The following is an 18,203-nucleotide window of genomic DNA, read 5'->3' on the forward strand; positions in this document are numbered from 1 at the left end:
TATCTCGTTTACTCTATCTCCATTCACTCAATGCCACATGCTTCTGACAGCCCGAATAGATGGTTCCATCGTTGCTTACGACCACCACGGCAGCCCCATTATCAGCCATCTGCCGCAATGCCATCATCACCAACTGACGATTCAACGATGCGTCCCATTCGTCTACAAGCACATATTTCTTTTTCGTTACTGCGATAAGGCTTATCATGATCCATTGCAACATGCCGCGTGGCACATCTTTCACACACTTCTGGTAATAAGCCTTATCAATGCCCATGGCTCGCCATTGTGCCAACACATGGTCTTGATTCAAGCGGTGGGAAGCATTCACCTGCATGTAGAGATATTCTTCTATCAACTGCTCCACCGTCTCATCGGGTAAATCCAAATATTGCGGAACATACCCCATCTCTCTACGTAAATACGGTGCCGACCGCTCATCAAGCAAATCTCCATCGGTATTCACAAATCCCCTATCAAGCGGTTGCAATCCCATCAACACACGCAACAGCGTCGTTTTACCACTCCCCTCGCCACCTGTGACACACAGTATCTCCCCCTCATACACGATGAATGAGTGGTGAGGACTCAGCAACTCGCGGCCACCAAGCGTCAGCGATGGATCTTTTATCTCTAACATTACCAATAGCAAATGATACTGTATGCAAAGTTAAAGATAAAAAATGATTATCATGCCAACTCTACAAAACTTTATTGACAACTCGTCGGCAGGATTATGTTAACGGCATTCACCCTTACAGACTGGCAAAAGCTCTTTTATTAGCTTTGTAAATATGGTGTGTACACCGTCTCCTGTGCTATAACCCCCACCCCGAACTTTCCCCAAAAGAGAAAGAAAACAAAGAACTCATCAACTCAAAGACTTAAAAACAGAAATCTCAACTCGTCCACTTGTAAATCTAAATATTCTCCCTCTCTTTGGGAGAGGGCTGGGGTGAGGTTATTGCAGCGCCTCCTCAGCATCGCTGTCTCGGCTTTTCAGCAATGCTGCATGGGCTCGGCAGCAACATTGCCTCGGCTATGCAGCATGATGAGTTTTTTAGTTTGTCACCTTTACCTACACAAGATTGTTACCTAAAAATAGATAAATAAACTGCCAAAATTACAGACCTTTGGAATAAAATGCGTAATTTTGTCATCCAATGAATACATCCGAACTGCAAAAGATAAAGCAACGTTACAATATCGTCGGCAACTGCGACGGATTGAACAGAGCCTTAGATGTCGCCCTACAGGTGGCACCTACCGACTTGAGCGTATTGATAATAGGTGAAAGCGGTGTGGGTAAAGAGATTGTACCACGCGTGATTCACGACAATTCTCCGCGTCGCCGAGAGAAGTATTTCGCCATCAACTGTGGTTCAATTCCCGAAGGTACCATTGACAGCGAGCTGTTCGGACACGAGAAAGGTTCGTTCACAGGAGCCATAGGCGAAAGCGAAGGCTACTTCGGTACGGCCAACAAGGGTACCATCTTCCTTGATGAGGTGGGTGAACTGCCGCTTGCCACACAGGCTCGACTGCTACGCGTACTCGAAACAGGAGAATATATTCGCGTGGGCGGACAGAAAATTATGAAGACGGATGTACGCATTGTGGCAGCCACCAACGTAAATATGCGCAAGGCAGTGAGCGAAGGTCGCTTCCGCGAAGACCTATTTTATCGTTTGAACACCATTCCTATTCAAATGCCGCCACTACGCTCTCGTGGCGAAGACATTATTTTGTTGTTTCGCTTGTTTGCCATGCAAATGGCCGAGAAGTATCGACTTCCCAAGGTAACACTGACCGACGGAGCCAAACAAATCATGCTCAAATATAAGTGGCCGGGCAACGTCCGCCAGCTCAAAAACATCACCGAGCAGATGTCTATACTCAGTGAGAAGCGCGAAATAGACGAAGAGACCCTGCTACACTTTATTCCCCAAGATGTGGAGAGTACGCAGTTGGCCACCATAGCCAAGCCCGGTGCACACTCATACGAGAGCGAACGCGAGATACTTTATAAGATATTGTACGAGCTACGGGGCAATGTGGGCGACCTACGTCGCGACATGAACAACCTGCGCAAGCAGTTCGACGAGCTCCACCATCTAGCCGGAGCAGGCGGATTCAATAGTACACTACCCGTAAACGACGCTCCATTGATACCCGCCACAGCCACACCTTATCCCGTGGTAGCAGCTCCTAGAGGCACGGCGGCAGAAGAAGCGGTGGCCGAAGAGATAGAAGAACCGGAGAGTTTGAACTTGAGCGACCTTGGCCGACAGATGGTTGAGAAAGCCTTGGAGCGCAATGGAGGCAACCGAAAAAAGGCTGCCATAGAACTAGGAATATCCGACAGAACACTCTATAGAAGAATCAAACAATATGGTTTGGAAAGCAATAAATAGTTTACAACACCCTCGAAAGGCAGCAGCCATCACGCTATGCATGGCTTTATTGCTCTCCGCATGCTCCATCAGTTACAAGTTTAACGGTTCGAGCATCGACTATACGAAGACCAAGACCATTCAGATCGTCGAGTTCCCTATTCGTAGTAGCTACGTGTGGGGACCTATGGCGTCGATGTTCAACAACAAACTGAAAGATAAATTTGCCGACCACACTCGCCTCATTCAAGTGAAACGCAACGGCGACTTGAAGATAGAAGGTGAGATTTCGCAATACAACCAGCGCAACAAATCGGTATCAAGCGAAGGTAAATCAGCCCAAGTAGAATTGTCTATCACGGTGAATGTACGCTTTACAAACCGTGTGAACCATCACGAAGACTTTGAACGTTCGTTCACATCTACCGCCACTTACGAGTCTACACGAAGCTTGAACTCGGTACAAGAGGAACTAGTAACACAGATGATTGAAGACATAACTGAACAAATATTCAACGCAACAGTAGCCAACTGGTAATATCATATAAGGAAAGCACAGTTGTCTTATACGCTCAAAGCGCCAAAGACAGCACTGCGAAAAATAGAAATGGAAATTCAACAGCTCATACAACATCCGGAACTGATGGACAAGGAGACCCTCTACGATCTCCGAAGTCTGCTGGCACTACACCCCTATTACCAGACCGCACGTCTGCTGATGTTGCAGAATCTCTATTTACTACACGATGCAACTTTCGACGAAGAATTGCGTAGTGCTGCTCTCTATATGACCGACCGTCGCAAAATTTTCGACATGATTGAGGCCACTCACTACAAAATTCGCCCTCAACGGTCGGCTCTCACAGCTAAAAACAAACAAGAAGAGCAGCCTTTGGAAGACCGCACCACAGCACTTATCGACAGTTTCTTGGATTCCATCCCCTCGGAAAAAGAACAGGAGACCGACAGGAAAGCAAAGCGCAAACCCACTCCGGCCGACGCAGCTGTGGACTACGTGGCCTACTTATTGGAGACAGAAACGGAAGAAGAACACATTGTCGAGGGCGAGGATAAGCCCCAATTACGAGGCCAAAGCCTCATCGATAACTTCATTAATAATGAAAAAGGGAAAATTCAACTGAAAGAAGAACCGGAATTCGTACCTGAGATAGAAGACACTTCTGATGACGAATCGAGTCCTACCGATGAGGGATATTTCACCGAAACACTGGCCAAGATCTATATTAAACAAGGTAGATATGAGAAAGCTCTCGAAATAATTAAGCGTTTAGATTTGAATTATCCAAAAAAAAATGCTTACTTTGCAGACCAAATACGATTCTTAGAAAAATTGATAATAAACAATAAAAACAAAATAACAACAAAATGATTTACACACTTTTCGTAATTCTGATAGTTTTGGCATCCATCCTCATGGTTGCTGTCGTATTGATTCAGGAGTCAAAGGGCGGTGGTCTATCGTCTAATTTCTCCTCTTCAAACACCATCATGGGTGTTCGCAAAACCACTGATGTCGTAGAGAAAACCACTTGGGGACTCGCTGCAGCTATGGTTCTCTTCAGCATCGTTTGTGCCTATGTAGCTCCTCAGGCAACAACCGACCAGAGCGTTATGGAGCAGAGTGCAACAGAGACTCAGACTACCAATCCTACCAATACACAGGGCTTTGGCGCCAGCCAACAGCAGACAGCTCCGGCCGCTAGTGGCCAACAGGGTACACCGGCTGCTGCTCCTAAGGCTCCAACGACTCCTGCAAAATAATTCTGCAAAAAGTAGCAGATTTATTTGGCGAGTTCAAATAATTCTGCTACCTTTGCACTCGCTTTTAAGAAAGAAAGCAACATGGTGGGCGTAGTTCAGTTGGTTAGAGCGTCAGATTGTGGTTCTGAATGTCGTGGGTTCGAGTCCCACCGTCCACCCAAGAAAAGGAGTTATTCTACTACAGAATAGCTCCTTTCTTTTTTATAATGTACATCATATCACTTTTCAAGGAGGAAATCATGGAAAGAATCAATCAACAAGACAAGAAATTAAACGTGGAAATATGGTACGACATCGCGTGCCCTTACTGTTATATCGGTGAACGTCGCTTCGCCCAAGCAATGAAAAATTTCATCCATCGCGACGAGGTGAATGTGCAATTCCGTGCTTTTGAACTGAATCCTGATGCCCCAAAAGACACCGAGCTATCCATGATAGAAGAAGCAAAGGCCAAAGGTGATGCCGAAAGTATCATGACTTTAAAGCATCTATACGAAGTGAAAGACTATGCAGCCGGTGATGGACTTGACTACGATATAGAGCATCTTAAACGAGTAAGTACCCATGATGCACATCGATTAGCCGTTTTGGCCGATGTATATGGAAAACGTGCTGAGTTGTTGGAAGCCTTGTTCCACGCTTATTTCATTGAAGCCAAGAATGTGGCCAACCATCAAGTATTGATTCAGGCAGCTGCCGAAGTCGGCCTACCCAGCGAAGAGGTGCAGTCCGTATTGACCAGTAACCGTTACGAAGAAGATGTAAAACAAGAGGAAGATGACGCATGGAAGATTGAGTTCGAGTATATTCCAGCCTATGTTGTGAACCGTCAATTCAACATAAATGGTGCAAAGACGGTAGGCGAAATCCTACAGTTGCTCGAAAACGCCTATGAAGGTAAAGCCCCGAATGCCGACATCGATACCGACGGCAAGGCTTGCGGAATTCATGGTTGCAACTAGCTAATTCCCTCATTGAGGGACCAAAATAAAGAAATCAATCCCTCAATGAGGGATTTTTGTTTTATATATATGCACCATATTATATTATAAGCTATTCTCTTTCATAAATAAATTCGCTATATTTGCAGTCATAATACATTTCAAATGACAGATACGAACGCTACATATACGCTTCCAGCAGAGTGGTACGAACAAAGTGCTATCCAATTGACGTGGCCACATGGAGATACCGATTGGCTGCCTTATCTAGATGACATCACCAATACCTTTGTGCAAATGGCTCAAGTCATCACGCTGCACGAGAAGCTATTAGTGGTCTCACCCAATACTTCTAAGGTGCGAACATTGCTAGAGAACAAGTTGTCTACCACACAAATGGAGCGCGTCATCTTCTTCGAATGCCCTACAAACGATACATGGGCACGCGATCATGGGGCTATCACACTCCTGCACGATGGGCACCCTGTATTGTTGGATTACAAGTTTAACGGATGGGGCGAGAAGTTCCTGTGGGAGAAAGACAATGCTATTACTCGCCAATTGTCGGCACACGGCATCCTCCAAGGAACGCTTGAAGACCACACCGACTTCGTGTTGGAAGGCGGAAGTATAGAGTGTGATGGTGCGAGAACGGTATTTACCACCTCTCAATGTCTCATGGCTCCACATCGTAACCAACCGCTTACACAAGCCGAAATAGAGCAACGGCTTCGCCAACAGCTACATGCTGAGCGCATTGTGTGGCTCGACCACGGCAATTTGGTGGGCGATGACACCGACGGACACATAGATACCATCGTGCGATGTGCTCCCAACGACACTTTATTATATGTAGGGTGTGACGACGAGAGCGACGAACAATATGCCGATTTCAAAGCCCTTGAGAAACAGTTACAATCGCTCCGAACAAGCGAGGGCGAACCTTATAGATTGCTAAAGCTACCTATGCCCACCGCTATCTACGACGATGGAGAGCGACTGCCAGCCACTTATGCCAACTTTGTGATACTCAACAGGGCTGTTATCTGCCCCACCTATGCTCAACCAGACAACGATCAAAGAGCGATAGAGACTATCCGTGAAGCCTTCCCGGAACATGAAATAGTGGGTATAGACGCCCGTACCGTCATTAGACAACACGGTTCTCTGCATTGCTTGACGATGCAATTCCCCATCGGAGTCATTTAAATTCATTCCTCCATTTATTTTTATAGCACATGAGAGAAATCAGAATAGGATTCTTACAACAGCACAATGTGGCTGATATTGAGAACAACATAGCACGCATTGCCACCGAAATAGCCGACTTGGCACGCCGCGGTGCACAACTCATCATCCTACAGGAGTTGCACAACTCGCTCTATTTTTGCCAAGTAGAAGATGTTGCCAACTTCGATTTAGCAGAACCGATACCCGGTCCTTCGACTGACTTTTACGGCCGGTTGGCACGCGAATATGGTGTCGTCATCGTCACTTCGCTCTTCGAGAAACGCGCTCCGGGACTTTATCACAATACAGCTGTGGTGATAGAGCGCGATGGTAGCATCGCCGGCAAGTACCGTAAGATGCACATTCCAGACGACCCTGCCTACTACGAGAAGTTTTATTTCACCCCCGGAGACCTCGGTTTCCATCCCATCCAAACCTCTATAGGCAAACTTGGTGTACTAGTATGTTGGGATCAATGGTATCCGGAAGCAGCCCGACTCATGGCTTTGCAAGGAGCAGACATGCTTATCTATCCCACAGCCATAGGTTATGCGGCCAGCGATACGGCTGAAGAACAGCAGCGACAGCGCGAAGCTTGGACTACCGTTATGCGTGGTCATGCCGTTGCTAATGGCCTCCCTGTAGTGGCAGTCAACCGAGTTGGCTTTGAACCCGACCCTTCCAGACAGACCGAAGGCATCCAGTTCTGGGGTTCAAGTTTCGTTGCCGGCCCACAAGGAGAGATACATTACCGTGCTTGCGACGACGATGAAGAGAGCATAGTCATGGATATTGACCTTGATCATAGTGAAGATGTACGCCGCTGGTGGCCTTTCCTTCGCGACCGACGCATTGAAAATTACGGTGACATAACGAAACGATTCATAGATTGACAAAGATAGACGGAGCAATGAGATGGCGTACACTGGAGAGCAAGTATTGCCAAAATACGCACCGGTGCAGTCGAAGAGTAGCAACTTCCCCCATAAAGGTAACTAATATCACACATGCTTAATACCAATTGGGAATTAGAAAGAGGGTTGGCACTTCAGGATACGGACATAAGTAATTAACAAAGGTGGGTTCTAATAATTACCACCACAATAACAAATAATGATAAATGGATTACGCTTTGCCACATACTGGATTGGATTTTACAAACAGTTGCTATCTATAACAAAGCTAATTATTAGAGCCCACCTTAATAGAAACAGAGTTTATGAGAAAAATTTACATGCTCACGTTATGCGTTTTACTCGCAATCGGCTCACATGCAGAAACCTTTACTGCTAAACTTGACAAAACAAAAAGACTCAAAACAGTACTTCCAGAAAACTATCTCACCATTACAGATTTAAAAGTTGTGGGTCCTCTCAACGGTGAAGACATGCGTGTATTGTGCGAAATGGTTGGGTTAAATGGCGATGATGAACAGGTAAAAGAGGCAAGCCTTGACCATCTTGACCTAAAAGAAGCCACCATAGATAAAGACGAACACCATCCATTTGGCAACAAAGGACAATATACAGAAAGAGGCAAATACACTTAAAACCAATATATTTGTAAGCACACGCTTGGTAACACTCGTGCTCCCCGATGCATTAACAGAAATCGAAAGTCAAGCTTTGTCTAATAATAGTAGACTAAAAAAAGTAGTATTCGGTGAGAAACTACAACGTATAGGTGAATATGCTTTCTCCTCATGTGGATCACTAGAGGATATCAATTTGCCCAAAAGCCTCACGAAGCTAGGCAAAGGAGCTTTCGCTGTTTGCCCTATTACCGACCTTCGTGTGGCTGCTATCACTCCTCCAGCCATTGACGAGAGCACGTTTCATAATCTTAAATATGCCAATTGCAAGCTAACTATTGACAAAGATGCTGCGGAAGAATATGCCGCACATCCACTATGGAAGCCCTTCACCAAGGTCACTACAGGCATCAACGATGTTGTAGCTAAAACCGAAGTAAAAGAAGTTGCACGCTACACGCTCGATGGCAAGCGTGCAACCGCAACTACTAAAGGCATCCAAATCATAAAGATGAGCGACGGAAGTACGAAGAAAGTGATTGTAAAATAATACATATTCTGGTATCTCTATCCCTTTAGAGAATCTACAGATAGTGAATCAAAATATTCCCTGAAAACTTTTTCAGGGAATATTTTTTTTATATATACTTTTTATTTATCTTTGGATTTGAAATCTATCAAATCCAAATCATCATGAGAAAATTATTCCTTATTAATCTGATGGTATTCTGCGCATTGGCCATCAATGCACAAAATACTGTCGATTCTACCAAGATTAAGGCTGCCGACAAATTGGCTCCAGAGTACATCCAACTCTTCAAACAAGAGAAATTCAAGCAAGCAGGCGAGGTCATGCAGAAGATTCTGAACCTTTTTAAAGAAGCAAACAATGCACATAGTAAGACATACGCCATGTCTCTAGTACAACTTGGCAAATGCCAGTATCGTCTCAACCAACTGGAAAAGGCCATAGCTACTGCCCAAGAAGCAGCCGACATATATGGCCAATACGTCAGCAATGAGGACGCACAATACGCCTTTCTACTCGACAATCTGGCTCTGTATCAAGGCACGGCCAAAGATACGAAAGCAGCATTGGATAATTCCAAGAAAGCATTAAAGATATATGAGACCAAGCTAGAAAACAATCACGACATGGCAGTGATACTCATGCACGTGGCCGAAAACTCTTCTTTCGAGGGTTTGCATGCCGATGCCGTGAAGTACGAATTGCGTGCTTTGGGCATATTAAAGCAACTCTACGGCGAACATTCCCAGCAATATCTCGACGAGGTATCCTATCTAGAGAAATATTACAAGATGAACGATGAGATGGACAAGGCCAACAAACTGGCCGACCGCATCAAGACGCTCACCGAAGAGACCAAAGCCGGCAAGGCAGATCTACCTCCGATGATGGAATTTAAAACCGTGGAAGCATGTACAAAGCATAAGAACGACATGCTCAGATATTGCGATTATTACCTACATCATCTCCTCTCGGCCGAGCAAATGGGCGATGCCTCGCAGTATATTATGAACTGGACCATCACCACCGACCTCGTTACTATCAAACTAGGAGAGGCTGAAGCTAAGATGTTCAACAAAGAAAATGCAATTCCATTCTTTACCAGTTATTCCGCAGGATGTGCCGAGTATGCCATCAAAAACGGCACCAAAGAATTCTCGCTCGACCTATATAAATATGCCATCATCGCAGCCCTCAATCACTATAGTGCCAACAAGAAAATTCTCAAGAAACCAGTCAAGGAGATGGACAAGTATCTAAACCTATATCAAAAAAGTCCCGAAGAATTCAATAAGCAATTAGAGAAGAACTACGCCCAACTGGCAAAAGACGAGCAAAAGAACGGGACGACACCATTGACGAATTAATATAAAGCACTTTCGTTATTGATTTCTCTAATATTTTTAACCACGAACATGAGTTCGTGGTTATTTTTTACCTCAAAACAGAGTACACTCCGGCTCTACCATAATATATTATCTTCGCTTCATTAACGATTCAATCCCACTACAACTTCAACGGTTCATAAGGCAAACCAAAGGCATCGGCCACCGCCTTAAACACGACCTTGCCATTCACGATGTTCAGCCCACGATACAAAGCCTCATCATCTCGACATGCCTGTTGCCATCCTTTATCGGCCAAAGCCAGTGCATAACGTAACGTGGCATTGGTCAATGCCGTAGTAGAAGTGTGGGGCACAGCACCCGGAATATTAGCCACTGCATAGTGCACAATGCCATCAACCGTATACACGGGATTGGTATGGCTTGTCGGACGCGACGTCTCAAAGCATCCCCCTTGGTCTATTGCCACATCTACGAGCACCGTTCCCGGCTGCAACATGGCATCGGTCAATGGCCTATCGCATGCAAAATGGAAATAAGTGAACACCAACTGGTTGCGCTTGATGAGCGGATATTCCGGCTCAATAGGTTCTTTGACTCCATATTATCATCTGTAATCGACCCTCGATCTACACCTTAGACCGAGGGTCGATTACAGATGATAATGTACACTTTTACTCTTATTTCGTGAATAAGGAGAGTCGTTAAGGATTATATTCCCGTTTTTTAGTTCTCTTTTACGTATATATTGTAACTTTTACGTAATTTTGTGCGCTGAAACGAACAAAAACACTTCTTAAGTGACAACTCAATGCAGATGATGAAAAGTATATTCCGTGGTGTGGGACAAGTCATGTTTCAAGGCAATGCGCTGTCGGGCGCACTTATGCTTGCAGGTATTGGTTGCAACTCCCTCCTCATGTGCATATTTGCTTTGGCTGGTAGTGCCATCGGCACATGTACAGCTGTTGCCCTTCGATATGACGCTAAAAATATTCAGAACGGCTTGTATGGCTTCAACGCTGCGCTGGTAGGTATTGCTGTACCCTGTTTCATGCCCATTCATGCCGCCTCTGTTTTGCTCATGGTAGTGGCATGTGTGCTGTCTGCGCTGGTGACGCGACTGTTCGAGCGGCAACGGTTTGTACCTACGCTCACCGCACCCTTCATACTCATCACCTGGGCAATGCTGCTGTTGAGTCACGTTTTTCCACAGCTACAGCTGCCAGCAACGACAGCTGCTGGTACTGCGGAAAGTTTCTCGCTGATTAGAGCCGCCTCACTGAGCTTTGGACAAATCATGCTTCAAGGCAACAACCTGCTCACAGGTTTGTTGTTTCTTCTTGCCATTTGTGTCAATTCACGGAAGATGGGCGTGGAGTCGCTTGTCGCCTGCGGACTGTGTCTCGCCGTGGTGAGCGTGCCGTTTGTCAGTACCACCTCGGTGAACAGCGGTATGTATGGCTACAATGCCATACTTGCGGTTTTGGCAGTTACCAACATTCTTGGCGTTGGCTCGTGTACTCACGTCAAAGCATTGATAGCCTTGCTACTCTCGTTGCTGATGCAGTATGCAGGTTTGCACATGGGGTTTGTCACGCTCACCGCACCTTTTGTGTTGTCGGTGTGGTTAGTGGCTTTGTATCATACTTTCGTAGTCCAAACCAAACAAGACTAAAAAAATGAAAATTAAAAGATGGTTAAGCCCCACCTTATGGGGCATTGTGCTTGCCACGACGGTGAGCATTCCCACCTTGGGCAAGATAGTAACAGTGGACAAGTCGATAAGCATTGCCCGCAAATATGTCAATGTGAACCTTTCGGAACGTCCTGCAACGAGGGCTTTGCATCGTACACCACCTTATTATATTTATAACGACCGTCACGGACGAGGTTTCGTAGTAGTGGCAGGCGATGATGACATGGGACAAGTGTTGGGTTACTCGCACACAGGAACGCTCGACACGTTGCGTGCAAGTGAGGAACTTAAATTCCTGCTGAGTGCCTATCGTGACGCCTTTCACCAAATACAAAGACAACCCAGCACAAGAGCTACCGTTCCCACTACACCCCCTTACCGAAAGGAGGTAGCTCCGTTGCTCAAATCGGCATGGAATCAAAACGACCCTTACAGTCGTCGTACGGGGTACAACTTCACGGGATGTGTGGCTACGGCGGTGGCACAAATCATGTATTATCACCGCTGGCCTGAGCGGGGAAAGGGTAGCTACTCGTATGTAGTACGCTCTGACAACCGCACGATGAGCGTGGATTTCAGTGAGTCGGTATACCAATGGGGCAAGATGTTGCCCAAATACAACACACGTATGGCACTTGACAATGCGGAGGCTTGCGATGCCGTGGCGCTGCTCATGCGTGATGTGGGCGTGTCGGTGAACATGCAGTATACCCCCACATCCAGCGGTGCACAAACCTTCATGGCTGCCAAGGCACTGAAAACGTATTTCAATTATTCCACCTCCATGCTCAACAAGTCAGATGAGGGTGCAGCTGCTTTCACCCAGATATTGCGCAAGGAGATAGAAAACGGCTTCCCTGTGTACATCAGCGGTAGTGTGAAGTCGGGCGGTAGCGGGCACGCATGGGTGGTAGACGGTGTGGATAAGGACAACCTGTTTCACATGAACTTTGGTTGGGGAGGCGGTGGCGATGGCTACTTCTCCGTCACAGCACTGAACCTTGCTACCACAGGACAGGAGTTTGGAGGAAAGCCACTCTCCTTCAACAAGCAGGTGCAGATTGTCTTGGTGCATCCTAACAAACAGGGAAGCGCACCCATTGATGCCGAACTTGCTGACGATGCCCCCAACTTATGTTTCAACTCGGAGGGCGACATGACCGTAGTTGGCAACATGCCCACCAACAAACAGCAACCAGTGACGGTGAGCTATCACCACTTCAAGAATCAAGCCGACGGAACGTTTGCCGGTGATATTGGCTTGGGAGTGTACAACGAGCAGGGCGAACAAGTAAAAGTAGTGCCATCGGAATGGCACGACAAAGGCGGATACACCGCAGAGCGCGGCAAGTATAACGGTGGCGTGCTGCAATCGGGACAGCTGATTGACGATGCTTGCACGTTTACGATGAATCTTGAAGACCTTGCCGATGGACGTTATTATTTGCAGGCTGTATGCGCCAGTATTAAAAATAATGCCACCTATGGAGTATGGTGCAAGATGAAAACGGCACCACGCATAGCCTTTCAGGTGCAGGGCAACAATGTGCGTATATTCGAGAAACCCGATGGCAAGGCTCCTTTTGCGCTGGCTTCACATCCCTATACGCTCAAACCATGTACTGCCGGCAACAAGGCTACGCTGTGCCTGACGATACGCAAACTCACGGGTACACCGTTCGATGGCACAGTGAGGGTGTCGCTCGTGGACGATGATGACCATACGGTTGCCACTGGACAAACAGCAGGTGTGGTGGACTTTGAGATGTTTGCCGAGACCGAGGTGAGGGTGGACATGAGCTTGCCCGATAACCTGCAACCCAAGAAATACAAATTGAAGGTGGAGGTAATCAAGCAATATGATGCCGAAAACATTGCCACGGTGGGCATGGTACATGGCAACGAGCCGTCTACGTTGCAGGTGGAGGCCGCTAAGCCAAGCGACAAGCTTTTCGTACAACTCTTAGGCATGGTGCAAGACAACAGCGGTTCTACCATATCGCCCACGAACGTAGACCTCAGTGGCAATCCATTGCTCAAGATTGGAGTGGTCATGAAGCTCGCACCACAAGCTACCTACAACGGCAAATTGACGCTTTGCCTGATTGATACGCAAACTCAGCAACGCATATCTTTGGGCAGCGATGCTCAAAAGCAATACAACTTGTTAGGTGGAGGGGATGATGAAACATTTGTTACAGGATGGTTGAAGAACAAAGATAACTTATGCGTCATCAACAACCGTATATACCGATTGGCGTTGATGGGCATGGTAGACGGTGGGGAGTGTGATTTGTGGAACGAGAATTGTGCACCCTTTGAACTATCGTTCATCAACAGTGTTCACAGCGTTTATCCTGACGAAACTACTCATATAGACGCAACACAAAGCTCGCTACGCATGGTGAGAGGTGGTAACTGGATTGACGTGCAGGGTGAGGACTTGGCGCATGTGCAGGTGTTCGCACTTAACGGAACCCTGATTGCCGCCTCCGATGCCCACGGACAACATACGGTGAGGTTGCACATACCTGCCACGCAAGTGGTTGTAGTGCGGGTGAAAACTCTTCATGGCAGCACCTTGACGAAGAAGCTAAGGTAAAAGCGTTGAAAATGCTGCTTCAGTACCAGTCAATTCTGTTCAAACTCAACGAGGTTGCATCCCATCAATGCCAAACGCCAATCCAGCTTTTCTCTGTCACCTCTATAAAGAACAAAATATTTTTCACTAACTTTGCAACAATTTAATGGTCCTCAAATCCGCAACTAAGCCCTTGAACGTCCTTATTGCGTGTACACGGCGGTGTCTTGCCCCGTCCGCAGGCGCGGATTGCATTTCACGGTGGTGTCTTGCCCCGTCCGCAGGCGCGGATTGCGTTTCGCGGCAGTGTCTTGCCCCGTCCGCAGGCGCGGATTGCGTTTCGCGGCGGTGTCTTGCCCCGTCCGCAGGCGCGGATTGCGTTTCGCGGCAGTGTCTTGCCCCGTCCGCAGGTGCGGATTGCATTTCACGGCGGTGTCTTGCCCCATCCGCAGGTGCGGATTGCATTTCGCACTGCTGTTTTACCTCGGCGGGGTAGAGCTTGGCCAAGGGAAAGTTATACACTGTCCGAAACATTTCTTCAGCTATGAAAAGAATACTGATATACACTCTATTCAGCTTGATATTGCCGCTGAGCATACAAGCCCAAAGTTCCATGAGCGATGAACAAGTGATGCGTATTGCAGCACGTGAATACCAAGCAGGTAAGTCGCAAGCACAGATTGTTACGAAGCTTATGCAGAGCGGTGTGGACATTGCGCAAATCAGACGAGTGAGGGAGCGCTATCAAAAACTCATCAAAAAGAACGGAATGGAAGCCCAAGTGAAAGCAGGAATAAACGAGGCTGAAAGTAGAATGCGCACCAATAACGGGGAAAAAGTAAAGCAAGACAGAACTAAGAAAACTTTCCCGGAAGAGGAACTTGGCGAGAAAGAGGACAAGATGTACAGCATATCAGATCAAATTTCTTCTGATATGCGTACCAAACGTGTCGATACATTAAATGAAGATAGTCTGACATGGGAAGAAGAATGGCCATCTGAACAAAAGAAAACAAAGGTGTTTGGCCGCGATATATTCAATAAGAAGAACCTGACATTTGAACCAAACATGAACATAGCGACGCCACAAAACTATCGATTAGGGCCGGGCGACGCTGTCATCATCGATATTTACGGAGCTTCGCAAAAAACTATTGATGCCACAGTATCGCCCGAAGGCGAGGTAACGATAGAAGGCTATGGCCCTGTACAAGTGTCGGGACTCACTGTAGCTCAAGCCAATGCTCGGCTTCGCTCATCGCTGGGCGCACGCTACAGTAGCAGTAAAGTCAAGCTGACCGTAGGACAAACCAAGACCATCATGATAAACGTGATGGGCGAAGTGAAAGTACCGGGCACCTATACCCTATCGGCTTTCGCCACCGTATTCCATGCCTTGTACATGGCCGGGGGTACCAACGAGTTGGGAACACTGCGCAATATCAAGGTGTATCGCAACAATCGGCTCGTAACCGTGGTCGACATCTACGACTATATATTAAATGGTAAACTCACAGGCAACGTAAGATTGGCCGACAACGACGTCATCGTGGTAGGCCCATACGACTGTTTGGTGAATATCACGGGCAAGGTGAAACGACCGATGTTCTACGAAATGAAGAAGAGCGAGAGTATGGGGAGTCTGCTGAAATATTCGGGAGGATTCACTGGTGATGCCTATACCAAGGCCGTGAGAATTTTCCGTAAAACCGGTAGGGAGCGTGCTATATTCAACGTAGAAGAGTTTGACATGCACACATTCCGCGTTGCCGACGGCGACTCTGTATACGTAGATAGCATTCTTGATCGCTACGAGAACACCGTAGAAATCAAAGGCTCGGTATTCCGCCCCGGCCTCTATCAGCTAGGCGGAAGCATCAATAGCGTGCGGACACTGATTACCAGTGCCGAAGGACTTAAAGAAGATGCATTCACGGCTCGTGCCGTTTTGCATCGTATGAAGGAAGACCGCACGCTGAAAGTCATCAGTGTAGATGTGGGAGGAATCATGAGTGGCAAAGTTGCCGACATTCCTTTGCTAGAGAACGACGTGCTATTCATCCCCACCCGAAACGATATTGCCATTCAGCGCACCATCACTATATCGGGCGAAGTGAGGCATCCGGGTACCTATCAATATGCCGATAACGAAACTTTGGAAGACTTTGTGTTACAGGCCGGTGGCTTGCTCGATGCCGCCTCGACCATCAAAGTAGACGTGGCACGCCGCATCGTGGACCCGAAAGCGACGACCAACGACAGCATTCTATCCCAAACTTACAGCTTTGCACTGAAAGATGGATTCGTTGTCGACGGCACACCCGGCTTCGTATTAGCCCCCTTCGACCAAGTATACGTGCGTCGTAGTCCGGGATTCTCCGTTCCTAAGAATGTCAACGTGGAAGGACAAATCATGTTTGTCGGCAGATATGCCCTGTCCAAACAAGGCGAACGATTGAGTGATGTCGTGAGAATGGCCGGCGGAGTGACCAATCTGGCTTACACCAAAGGGGCCAGACTAGAACGCAAAATATCACTCGACGAGCGATTGAGGATGCAAAATATCATGCGACTGATAGGCTCACAAAGCAACTCTAAAGACACTTTGGATGTGAATAAAATAGATTTGGGAGAGACTTACTATGTAGGTATCGAACTCGATAAGGCTTTGGCAAATCCGGGAAGTGAGGCCGACATCGTACTTCGTGAGGGCGATAAGCTCATCATTCCGGAATACAACGGTACGGTAAGAATCAGCGGTAGCGTAATGTACCCAAATACCGTGGCTTATCAGAAAGGCAAGCACACCTCTTGGTATATCAACCAAGCCGGTGGTTGGGGCTATCGTGCGAAGAAGAGCCACACGTTTATTATCTATCAAAACGGCACCGTTTCGCGCATTGGCCATGATGCCCCCATCCGTCCCGGCTGCGAAATTGTGGTACCGGGCAAGCCCAAACGCAGTGCAAGTACATTGGCTGAATGGCTCACCGTCGGTACTTCCGTAGCCAGCATTGCCACGATGATAGCATCAATAGCAAATCTGTTGAAGTAAGAAAGGAAAGCTAATTACTATATCATGCAACAAGATGAATACTAATAATAAGAATCAGAAGGAATATACAAGACTCGTTTTTCAACAAATCAAGAGTCATAAAATGTTATATTTAAAAGTATTATCTATAACATTCGTGATCTCTTCATTGATAATATTACCTATTCCACGATACTATAATTGCCAAACGACACTAGCACCTGAACTTGGAAGTACCGGGACGGAAGGAAAGATTAGTTCTATCGCATCATCTATGGGGTTGAATCTTGGAACCAATGTAACAACAGATGCTATCTCTCCTAGTCTGTATCCTGACATCATCAAATCCAATGACTTCATATTAAGTCTTGCGAATATCTCTATAAAGACCAAAAGGACAAAAGGGACAATCAGCTATTTCAACTATCTGAAAGACTACCAAAAGGGAGCTTTTTATATAATACCAATAACATGGTGTGGGAATATGCTAAAAAAAACACTATTATCAGATAAAGCCACAGAAACAAATAAACGTATCAATCCATATATATTAACCAAGACTGAATACGAAATCTTTGAGAAAATAAAATCTAAAATTTCTTGCAAAATAGATATAAAGACCGACTTGATTACCATATCTGTAGAAGATCAAGAGCCAATTGTTGCTGCAATCATAGCAGATTCAGTAAGAGTAAAACTCCAAAATTTCATCACCAAGTACAGAACCAGTAAGGCACAAACAGACCTAAACTACTATCGTAAGTTAACCATAGAGGCCAAACAAAAATACGAAAAGTCTAGACTAATATATGCCAACTATGCCGATACTAATAGTGAAATCATACTTCAAAGTTTCAAGTCCAAAAGGGATGATCTAGAAAATGACATGCAACTCAAATATAACACATATACCGCCTTGAACAACCAATTGCAAACAGCTATGGCAAAATTGCAAGAAAGAACTCCGGCATTTACGATTGTTCAGCGAGTAAGTGTCCCCGTAAAACCGGCTGGCCCCAAAAGAATGGCATTCATAGCTGCAATGATGATGTTAAGTTTGCTATTTACCACAGCCTATACAAATAGGCATCTACTATTCAGCCTTTAGGAAGATTAAATCTTACATGCAATTTGTTC

At 46.3% G+C, this 18,203-nt stretch carries 15 protein-coding genes, 1 tRNA gene and 1 pseudogene; 15 read left to right on the forward strand and 2 right to left on the reverse strand.

The features are described 5' to 3' along the window. Nucleotides 1-13: 13 nt before the first annotated feature. Nucleotides 14-640, reverse strand: coding sequence for an ABC transporter ATP-binding protein (locus AC1EK4_RS07360; RefSeq protein ID WP_480357651.1), 627 nt, complete (start codon nucleotides 638-640; stop codon nucleotides 14-16). A gap of 523 nt (nucleotides 641-1,163) precedes the next feature. Between AC1EK4_RS07360 and AC1EK4_RS07365 the strand changes: the two genes are divergently transcribed. The 11 genes from AC1EK4_RS07365 (at nucleotide 1,164) to AC1EK4_RS07415 (ending at nucleotide 9,773) form a co-directional block, all read left to right on the forward strand. After that, a complete protein-coding gene (locus tag AC1EK4_RS07365; RefSeq protein ID WP_036900213.1) occupies nucleotides 1,164-2,414 on the forward strand; it encodes a sigma-54 interaction domain-containing protein in 1,251 nt (416 codons plus the stop codon). A 40-nt stretch (nucleotides 2,415-2,454) separates the two neighbouring features. Then, nucleotides 2,455-2,931 carry an LptE family protein gene (locus AC1EK4_RS07370; RefSeq protein ID WP_369793991.1) on the forward strand — a complete coding sequence of 159 codons (477 nt, stop codon included), beginning with the start codon at nucleotides 2,455-2,457 and terminating at the stop codon, nucleotides 2,929-2,931. Between the two features lie 69 nt (nucleotides 2,932-3,000). Next, nucleotides 3,001-3,783, forward strand: a complete 783-nt coding sequence (locus AC1EK4_RS07375; RefSeq protein ID WP_036900212.1) for a hypothetical protein — start codon at nucleotides 3,001-3,003, stop codon at nucleotides 3,781-3,783. Next, nucleotides 3,780-4,175, forward strand: coding sequence for a preprotein translocase subunit SecG (gene secG, locus AC1EK4_RS07380; RefSeq protein WP_036900210.1), 396 nt, complete (start codon nucleotides 3,780-3,782; stop codon nucleotides 4,173-4,175). Before AC1EK4_RS07375 ends, secG begins: the two co-directional genes overlap by 4 nt. Before the next feature lie 84 nt (nucleotides 4,176-4,259). Continuing rightward, a tRNA-His gene (locus AC1EK4_RS07385) sits at nucleotides 4,260-4,333 on the forward strand. Between the two features lie 81 nt (nucleotides 4,334-4,414). Next, nucleotides 4,415-5,137, forward strand: coding sequence for a DsbA family oxidoreductase (locus AC1EK4_RS07390; protein ID WP_480357654.1), 723 nt, complete (start codon nucleotides 4,415-4,417; stop codon nucleotides 5,135-5,137). A gap of 144 nt (nucleotides 5,138-5,281) precedes the next feature. Further along, nucleotides 5,282-6,325 carry an agmatine deiminase family protein gene (locus tag AC1EK4_RS07395; protein ID WP_062434551.1) on the forward strand — a complete coding sequence of 348 codons (1,044 nt, stop codon included), beginning with the start codon at nucleotides 5,282-5,284 and terminating at the stop codon, nucleotides 6,323-6,325. Between the two features lie 29 nt (nucleotides 6,326-6,354). Next, nucleotides 6,355-7,239, forward strand: a complete 885-nt coding sequence (locus tag AC1EK4_RS07400) for a carbon-nitrogen hydrolase (protein ID WP_062434548.1) — start codon at nucleotides 6,355-6,357, stop codon at nucleotides 7,237-7,239. Nucleotides 7,240-7,565: 326 nt separating this feature from the next. After that, entirely contained in the window at nucleotides 7,566-7,895 is a 330-nt protein-coding gene (locus AC1EK4_RS07405; RefSeq protein ID WP_062434545.1) for a hypothetical protein, read from the forward strand. Next, complete coding sequence (locus tag AC1EK4_RS07410) at nucleotides 7,852-8,427, forward strand: leucine-rich repeat domain-containing protein (RefSeq protein ID WP_197421744.1); 576 nt, start codon at nucleotides 7,852-7,854, stop codon at nucleotides 8,425-8,427. The genes AC1EK4_RS07405 and AC1EK4_RS07410 overlap by 44 nt, the downstream gene beginning before the upstream one ends. A gap of 143 nt (nucleotides 8,428-8,570) precedes the next feature. Further along, nucleotides 8,571-9,773, forward strand: coding sequence for a tetratricopeptide repeat protein (locus tag AC1EK4_RS07415; RefSeq protein ID WP_062434540.1), 1,203 nt, complete (start codon nucleotides 8,571-8,573; stop codon nucleotides 9,771-9,773). Between the two features lie 139 nt (nucleotides 9,774-9,912). On the opposite strand, the pseudogene AC1EK4_RS07420 reads toward AC1EK4_RS07415, so the two are convergent. Next, nucleotides 9,913-10,251 (reverse strand): annotated as a pseudogene (locus AC1EK4_RS07420) (alanine dehydrogenase); the annotation flags it as partial. Nucleotides 10,252-10,569: 318 nt separating this feature from the next. Here AC1EK4_RS07420 and AC1EK4_RS07425 point away from each other — a divergent pair. The 4 genes from AC1EK4_RS07425 to AC1EK4_RS07440 all read left to right on the forward strand — a co-directional run bounded on the left by AC1EK4_RS07425 (nucleotide 10,570) and on the right by AC1EK4_RS07440 (nucleotide 18,174). Continuing rightward, a complete protein-coding gene (locus AC1EK4_RS07425) occupies nucleotides 10,570-11,430 on the forward strand; it encodes an urea transporter (RefSeq protein WP_480357658.1) in 861 nt (286 codons plus the stop codon). Nucleotides 11,431-11,434: 4 nt separating this feature from the next. After that, the gene (locus AC1EK4_RS07430) at nucleotides 11,435-14,053 is read left to right on the forward strand and encodes a C10 family peptidase (protein WP_480357659.1); all 2,619 of its coding nucleotides are present in this window, start codon (nucleotides 11,435-11,437) and stop codon (nucleotides 14,051-14,053) included. A gap of 523 nt (nucleotides 14,054-14,576) precedes the next feature. Next, complete coding sequence (locus tag AC1EK4_RS07435) at nucleotides 14,577-17,087, forward strand: polysaccharide biosynthesis/export family protein (RefSeq protein ID WP_480357661.1); 2,511 nt, start codon at nucleotides 14,577-14,579, stop codon at nucleotides 17,085-17,087. A 34-nt stretch (nucleotides 17,088-17,121) separates the two neighbouring features. Further along, nucleotides 17,122-18,174: a chain-length determining protein gene (locus tag AC1EK4_RS07440; RefSeq protein WP_480357662.1), complete on the forward strand. Its 1,053-nt coding sequence runs from the start codon at nucleotides 17,122-17,124 to the stop codon at nucleotides 18,172-18,174. The last annotated feature ends 29 nt before the right edge of the window (nucleotides 18,175-18,203 follow it).

The sequence above is a fragment of the Prevotella sp. C0026C3 genome, assembly GCF_056590795.1.

What these genes read in the sequence shown, in the direction of transcription:
- AC1EK4_RS07360 (WP_480357651.1), bottom strand. Translation starts at nt 640, where the DNA reads ATGTTAGAGATAAAAGATCCATCGCTGACGCTTGGTGGCCGCGAGTTG.
- AC1EK4_RS07365 (WP_036900213.1), top strand. Translation starts at nt 1,164, where the DNA reads ATGAATACATCCGAACTGCAAAAGATAAAGCAACGTTACAATATCGTC.
- AC1EK4_RS07370 (WP_369793991.1), top strand. Translation starts at nt 2,455, where the DNA reads ATGGCTTTATTGCTCTCCGCATGCTCCATCAGTTACAAGTTTAACGGT.
- AC1EK4_RS07375 (WP_036900212.1), top strand. Translation starts at nt 3,001, where the DNA reads ATGGAAATTCAACAGCTCATACAACATCCGGAACTGATGGACAAGGAG.
- secG (WP_036900210.1), top strand. Translation starts at nt 3,780, where the DNA reads ATGATTTACACACTTTTCGTAATTCTGATAGTTTTGGCATCCATCCTC.
- AC1EK4_RS07390 (WP_480357654.1), top strand. Translation starts at nt 4,415, where the DNA reads ATGGAAAGAATCAATCAACAAGACAAGAAATTAAACGTGGAAATATGG.
- AC1EK4_RS07395 (WP_062434551.1), top strand. Translation starts at nt 5,282, where the DNA reads ATGACAGATACGAACGCTACATATACGCTTCCAGCAGAGTGGTACGAA.
- AC1EK4_RS07400 (WP_062434548.1), top strand. Translation starts at nt 6,355, where the DNA reads ATGAGAGAAATCAGAATAGGATTCTTACAACAGCACAATGTGGCTGAT.
- AC1EK4_RS07405 (WP_062434545.1), top strand. Translation starts at nt 7,566, where the DNA reads ATGAGAAAAATTTACATGCTCACGTTATGCGTTTTACTCGCAATCGGC.
- AC1EK4_RS07415 (WP_062434540.1), top strand. Translation starts at nt 8,571, where the DNA reads ATGAGAAAATTATTCCTTATTAATCTGATGGTATTCTGCGCATTGGCC.
- AC1EK4_RS07425 (WP_480357658.1), top strand. Translation starts at nt 10,570, where the DNA reads ATGATGAAAAGTATATTCCGTGGTGTGGGACAAGTCATGTTTCAAGGC.
- AC1EK4_RS07430 (WP_480357659.1), top strand. Translation starts at nt 11,435, where the DNA reads ATGAAAATTAAAAGATGGTTAAGCCCCACCTTATGGGGCATTGTGCTT.
- AC1EK4_RS07435 (WP_480357661.1), top strand. Translation starts at nt 14,577, where the DNA reads ATGAAAAGAATACTGATATACACTCTATTCAGCTTGATATTGCCGCTG.
- AC1EK4_RS07440 (WP_480357662.1), top strand. Translation starts at nt 17,122, where the DNA reads ATGAATACTAATAATAAGAATCAGAAGGAATATACAAGACTCGTTTTT.